The 4994-nt window shown below is 65.2% G+C and carries 9 protein-coding genes and 1 tRNA gene; 5 read left to right on the top strand and 5 right to left on the bottom strand.

Annotated features, from left to right (window positions below):
* The coding region (locus DYI24_RS21115) for a TrmH family RNA methyltransferase (RefSeq protein ID WP_164573718.1) at positions 1-217 on the top strand (217 nt) is incomplete at its 5' end.
* Positions 218-289: 72 nt separating this feature from the next.
* Here the strand turns inward: DYI24_RS21115 and DYI24_RS21120 are convergent.
* Positions 290-790, bottom strand: coding sequence for a hypothetical protein (locus DYI24_RS21120; RefSeq protein WP_164573719.1), 501 nt, complete (start codon positions 788-790; stop codon positions 290-292).
* A 45-nt stretch (positions 791-835) separates the two neighbouring features.
* Positions 836-1306, bottom strand: coding sequence for a hypothetical protein (locus DYI24_RS21125; protein WP_107345164.1), 471 nt, complete (start codon positions 1304-1306; stop codon positions 836-838).
* Positions 1307-1521: 215 nt separating this feature from the next.
* On the opposite strand from DYI24_RS21125, the gene DYI24_RS21130 reads away from it, so the two are divergent.
* Positions 1522-1596, top strand: a tRNA-Thr gene (locus DYI24_RS21130).
* A gap of 26 nt (positions 1597-1622) precedes the next feature.
* Here DYI24_RS21130 and DYI24_RS21135 read toward each other — a convergent pair.
* Positions 1623-2069, bottom strand: coding sequence for a BLUF domain-containing protein (locus tag DYI24_RS21135; RefSeq protein ID WP_164573720.1), 447 nt, complete (start codon positions 2067-2069; stop codon positions 1623-1625).
* Positions 2070-2216: 147 nt separating this feature from the next.
* The gene (locus DYI24_RS21140) at positions 2217-2801 is read right to left on the bottom strand and encodes a hypothetical protein (RefSeq protein ID WP_164573721.1); all 585 of its coding nucleotides are present in this window, start codon (positions 2799-2801) and stop codon (positions 2217-2219) included.
* 409 nt (positions 2802-3210) lie between these two features.
* Between DYI24_RS21140 and DYI24_RS21145 the strand changes: the two genes are divergently transcribed.
* Positions 3211-3444, top strand: a complete 234-nt coding sequence (locus tag DYI24_RS21145) for a hypothetical protein (protein ID WP_164573722.1) — start codon at positions 3211-3213, stop codon at positions 3442-3444.
* Between the two features lie 16 nt (positions 3445-3460).
* Here DYI24_RS21145 and DYI24_RS21150 read toward each other — a convergent pair whose 3' ends face one another.
* Positions 3461-3922 carry a GNAT family N-acetyltransferase gene (locus tag DYI24_RS21150; protein ID WP_164573723.1) on the bottom strand — a complete coding sequence of 154 codons (462 nt, stop codon included), beginning with the start codon at positions 3920-3922 and terminating at the stop codon, positions 3461-3463.
* Between the two features lie 140 nt (positions 3923-4062).
* Here DYI24_RS21150 and DYI24_RS21155 point away from each other — a divergent pair, with 140 nt between their 5' ends.
* Both DYI24_RS21155 and DYI24_RS21160 read left to right on the top strand, forming a co-directional pair.
* On the top strand, positions 4063-4230 hold the full coding sequence (locus DYI24_RS21155; RefSeq protein WP_164573724.1) for a hypothetical protein: 168 nt from the start codon (positions 4063-4065) through the stop codon (positions 4228-4230).
* Positions 4227-4994, top strand: a 768-nt coding sequence (locus tag DYI24_RS21160) for a HAMP domain-containing protein (RefSeq protein ID WP_164573725.1), incomplete at its 3' end; no start/stop codon positions are given. The genes DYI24_RS21155 and DYI24_RS21160, both read left to right, overlap by 4 nt.

Consider the following 4994-nt stretch of genomic DNA (forward strand, 5'->3'; position numbering starts at 1 on the left):
GGGCGATGACGGTCTCGCCGCGGTCGAACTGCGCCAGCCGCTGGCGCTGGTGCTCGGCGCCGAGGGCAAGGGCCTGCGGCAGCTGACGCGGCAGACCTGCAACACCGTCGCCCGGCTCGACATGCCCGGCGAGATCAAGAGCCTCAACGTCTCCAACGCCGCCGCACTGGCGCTGTACATCGGGGCCAGCCGGCTCGGTCTGATGGGCAGTCGCTAAGGTTCTGGACGCACAACGCCCGCCCGCATCGGCTGCGGACGGGCGCTTTCAAGCTGGCGAGATGCCGATCAATCAATAGCGCGGGTGATGCACCGGCCCGTGGTTGCGGTGGCCGTGGTGCCAGCCGGCATGGTGACGATGCGCCCAAGAGCGCGCGTGATGGCGGCCATGATAGCGCACCACCGCCGGGCCCCAGGACGGCTCGCCGATCACCTGATGGGTCATGGCATGCGCGTAGGCGCCGCCGGTGTAGGCGGTGCCGGTGCGGTACACCGAGACGGCGCGCTCGTCATAATAGGGGCGCGGCGCGAACCGGCCCGGGCCGGTATAGGCCGGGCCCTGGTTGACGTAATAATAGCGGGTCGGGTCCGGCAGGCGTTCAAACGCCGCGGTACCGTAGCCATAGCCGTAACCGGTTTCGAACGTGGCGTAGCCGTTGCCGCACGGGCTGACCACCGGGCCGCACGGCCCGCAGCCATTGCCGAACAGCCCTCCTCCACAGGCCAGCGCCGGTGCGGCGCTCGCGGTCACCACGGCAACCGCCGCGACCAGTCCGGAAATCATCGTACGCATACTACGCTCCTGTTCGATGTCGTCGTCGGGATCGTGGGGCGGCCATCAACGGTACGGCCGCGGACCGGGCCGCGGCTCGTCAAACGGCGGCGCGATCAGCACCTGGGGTTCGATCATCGGGGTCGGCGGTGCCGGCTGCGGCGGCCGCGATTCCACTTCCCAGGATTGATGGAAGCTCTCAGCCGGCTTCGGCAGCTTGCGGTCCGCCGGCGGCTCGACTTCCAACCGGCCGTAGCCGGGCAGCCGGTTCGAGCCGGGGTAATAGTGGCCAACCTCCGGATACACCACCGGTCGGCTGCCATAGATCGTCGGCTGCACGTGGTTGCCGCTCTCCAGCCCCCAGTCGCCTTCGATCGTCGCATAGGACGCGTCGCGCCCGTTGATGATGATCGGCACGCCGGGCCGGCCGGGAATCACGATCGCCCGCCCGCCGCTCTCTGCGAAGGCCGGAGCCGCGGTCACGGTCAGCAGCGCGAGCGCCTGGGCCAGACGCCGAAGGGTGAAAGGATCAGACATGCGCCAACGGTAAGGGAAAAGCCTGGCAGATGGGTTAAGGCACGGCCGCTCGCGACCGCTAAGCTTAACGCGCGAGCGCGTTTTCGGGTCCGCCTGCTGCGTTCCGCCGCAACGTCGTTAACGCGCTCTTTCGATCGGCAAGCCACGCGCCCGCTTGGAAACCACCCGCGGCGGTCTTGTCGATCCGCGGCGGCGCTGCTAGCTGTCTGGCCGATGCCGGCGTAGCACAGCGGTAGTGCAGCGGTTTTGTAAACCGAAGGTCGGGAGTTCGATCCTCTCCGCCGGCACCATCTCCCCCCGCAAGCAAGCTTCGTCCCTACGCGACGTCGCCCGCCTCTTGGGAATAGGCCATCTCCATCACGATGGTGTAGAGCCGCTCGCCGATCAGATGGCCGGTGTGGAAGCCGGTTTCGGTCTGCAGCCAGGCCAGCGCGTGCTGGTGGAGCGGCGACTGCCCGACGAACGCCATCGACCAGTTCGGGAATGCGCGAACGGTGATCGGGCTGGCGAGCAGCACCTGGACATCGCTGTGCCGGTGGTCCTGCTGGATGGTCTCAAACACTTTCTCGACCGCGCTGCGCGGCCCTTCGAGAACCTGGGCAAAGAACCCGCTGTTGACGATCAGCGCCCCGGTGATGCCAGCACGGGCGTTGTTGATGCGGGAGGTAGCCAGGATGCCGGCGATTTCCGACGACAGCCGATCGAGCGGTCCTTCGATCCGGTTTCGGCTGACATAGAGAACGCGAAACAGCTCATCCTGCATCGAACCCCTTTCCCCCGCGGGAATCCCTGATCTTGAATACTGTCGGCGCGCAGTGCGCTCAGTTCAAAATCATACGGAGACGCCAGTCGAAGGACTTGTTCGAACGCAAATCCACAGGCGTGGATCGGACCTCGGCAGTTCGCTCGGTCAGACGGAGGCGGCGGCGTGCGGCTGGTCCTCGCGCGGCACATCGATCGAGTACACCACCACCGCGCTTGGCGGCGGGAAATCACCGTGGGCAAAAATGCCGTCGCGCTCGAACCGCCCCTCGGTGCTGATCAGCAAGGTGGTGGCGAGGACCGACACCACCTCGCCATGGCTGTTGATGAACGGCAACAGCAGTTTTTCATAGTCGACCGGCACGTCGTGGGCATCGGTGGTACAGGCGATCGAATACACCGGCTTGCGGCTGCGGCGGCACAGCTCGTACTGGGCGAGGATGTGATCGCGGGTCGAAAGCGACAGGATCTCGTCGAGATGCCGCCCCTGGGCGTCGTCGACGCTGACTGCTTCCGCCAATTGCGCGCCGAAATGCAGGATCAGGAAACGCGCCGCTTCGCCGATCGGAACGACGCGGGTGATCACAGAGCGGGTCAGGTCGATGCTCGCCGGCTCGAATCCGAACGCCGCCATGGTCGGATCAGGCAGCGCGCCCATCCGGGTCCACTGGCTGATCAGCCAGCGGTGCGGAACGTGCCTGACGACCTCCGGGCTGCTCCGGTTCGCGAACATGATGCGTTGGTTCCTCGACGTGCCGTCGCGGGCATTGTCAGTTGATGAAAGAATGGGGTCGGCCGCTCGTGCGCCGCGTCCATGCGTCGCTCGGATCGTGAGCCTCCCCGCGGCAGCTCACAACAGCATGCAAATCATTCGCATAAATCAGCGACCCGACCACCCTCGGGACGCTACGAGGCGCAGCCCGCTTTTCAGCGGAATGCCAAATTTTCCGTATGCGCATGTGACCGGTTTGCGGAGCAAGGAGCTGCCGTCGCGCAGCGCGCTGAGACCACGGACATCTGAACCGAGCCTTGGCTCCCTGGAAGCTCCGCAGCTGGAACTACGCGAAGCTTGATGTAACGCAATACCGCTCCCGTCAGAGCTGCAAAGCTGAGTTTCATCGCCCAGAAGGGAATCATCCGGCATGCGATCGTTTCAACACCGCGACTACTTCTTCCATCCGTGCCGGATGTGCGGAGCCGTGGCCAACCTGACGCGCAACACGCCCGCAGCCGATGGCTGCGAGCATCGCACCTACGAATGCCGACGATGCGGCCATATCGACCTGTTCGGGGTCGGACCGGACGCCAGCAGGCCCTGGACGGTGATCGGCTCGCCCGAGATGGAGGCGGCTGGTGGCGGCAGCGGCGCAAGCTGAACCGCTCCCCCAAAGATTAGAGATCGATCGCCATCAGAACCGTGTCGGCGCCGTTCCAGCGTGTGCGATCGACGATGCTCCATCCCATCCGCTGATAGTAATCCGCCGCATCCGTTGTGTAGAGAAATAGCCGGCGGTGGCCGCGCTGCCGCGCCTGGTCCTCGATCGCGCCGACCAATGCCGCGCCGACGCCATGGCGACGATGGGCCGGCGCGACGTAAAGCCCTGCAAGCCACGGCGTGACATCGTGCACCGGGGCGATCTCGGACCGAACCAGCAGCGCGGTCCCGGCCGGCTCGTCATCATGCATCGCCATCAGGGCGACCTGATCGGATGGATCTGCCACGAACGCCGCGAGGGAAGCCAGTTCGTCTGCCGCACTGGCGTTGAGCACCGAGAACGTCTCGGCGCGCCACCGCGCGCACACCGCGAGCTCATTCATGCCGGGTGCTAGGACGATGATGCGGATGGTGGACATTGGCGCCGCCTCCTCCGCGGAAATCAGCCCCGCTGCGTATCACTGGTAGATGTACCAGTTCCCGAATTAACCATCGAATAGTTCCACTCCGTTAAAACGGACCGCGAAATCACTCGTGCTTCGCAACGGAGCGTCTTCGCATGAGTCCGCGCTTCGGTGCCCTGCCCGGCACACTTCGGCACGCCGCCCGGCCGAACGGCCGCTCGGCGGCCACCCTCCTCGCCGATCGCGCCAGCGATGCCTGTCCGCCCGGCATCCTCCCCGATTTTCAAGATCCCGCCCGTATTTTCGAACGGACCGTCCCATGAAACTCTCGGACATCAAACTGCTTTACAAGATCCTCGCCTGCTTCCTGCTGCTCGGTTTGGTGACGGCGTTCGGTTTGTGGCACTCGTCGTCGAAGACCACCGAGGCGGTCGGCATCTATTCGGAGATGATCGACAAGGACGTTGCCGGGATGAAGGCGAATCTTCGTGTCAACTCCCGCGTTTACAATTTCGGCCGGCTGATCTGGCGGCTCACCGCAGAGACGGATCCTCCGATGATGAACGAGGTCGTCCAGGAGGTCCGCGCCAACTACAAGGATTTCCAGGATCAGATTGCGATCGGTCGTAAGGCGCTGCCGCAATTCGCCGCCGATTTCGACAAGGCGGCGGCGATGTTCGACGAGATCATGACCAAGAGCTATCCCAAGCTCGAGAAGGAAGCGCTCGCCAACAACAACGAGGAAGCCTCGCGCCTCAACCGCGCGATGATCCCGCAGACCGACGCGCTGCGCGACCACGTCCGCACCATCACCACACGCCTCGACGACTCGCTGGCAAAGCGCTCGCATGAAGCAGCGGCCGATGTGAAGAACGCCGTGACATCAACGGTGGTGATCGTCGGCGGCGCATTCCTGGCGGTGCTGGCGGCGGCGTTCGCACTGGTCCAGTTCGGTGTCGCCCGCCCGATCGCCCGGCTGGTCGGCGATCTGCAGGCGATGGCGCGCGGCCAGGATGTCGATGTCAGCGGCACCGAGCGCGGCGACGAGATCGGCCAGATCGCCAATGCCGTCAACGACATTCATCTG

Source organism: Rhodopseudomonas sp. BR0C11 (assembly GCF_010820945.1).
GTDB lineage: Bacteria > Pseudomonadota > Alphaproteobacteria > Rhizobiales > Xanthobacteraceae > Rhodopseudomonas > Rhodopseudomonas palustris_H.

Coding starts and splice junctions, on each gene's coding strand:
- DYI24_RS21120 (WP_164573719.1), bottom strand. CDS start 790: ATGCGTACGATGATTTCCGGACTGGTCGCGGCGGTTGCCGTGGTGACC.
- DYI24_RS21140 (WP_164573721.1), bottom strand. CDS start 2,801: ATGTTCGCGAACCGGAGCAGCCCGGAGGTCGTCAGGCACGTTCCGCAC.
- DYI24_RS21135 (WP_164573720.1), bottom strand. CDS start 2,069: ATGCAGGATGAGCTGTTTCGCGTTCTCTATGTCAGCCGAAACCGGATC.
- DYI24_RS21150 (WP_164573723.1), bottom strand. CDS start 3,922: ATGTCCACCATCCGCATCATCGTCCTAGCACCCGGCATGAATGAGCTC.
- DYI24_RS21145 (WP_164573722.1), top strand. CDS start 3,211: ATGCGATCGTTTCAACACCGCGACTACTTCTTCCATCCGTGCCGGATG.
- DYI24_RS21125 (WP_107345164.1), bottom strand. CDS start 1,306: ATGTCTGATCCTTTCACCCTTCGGCGTCTGGCCCAGGCGCTCGCGCTG.
- DYI24_RS21155 (WP_164573724.1), top strand. CDS start 4,063: ATGAGTCCGCGCTTCGGTGCCCTGCCCGGCACACTTCGGCACGCCGCC.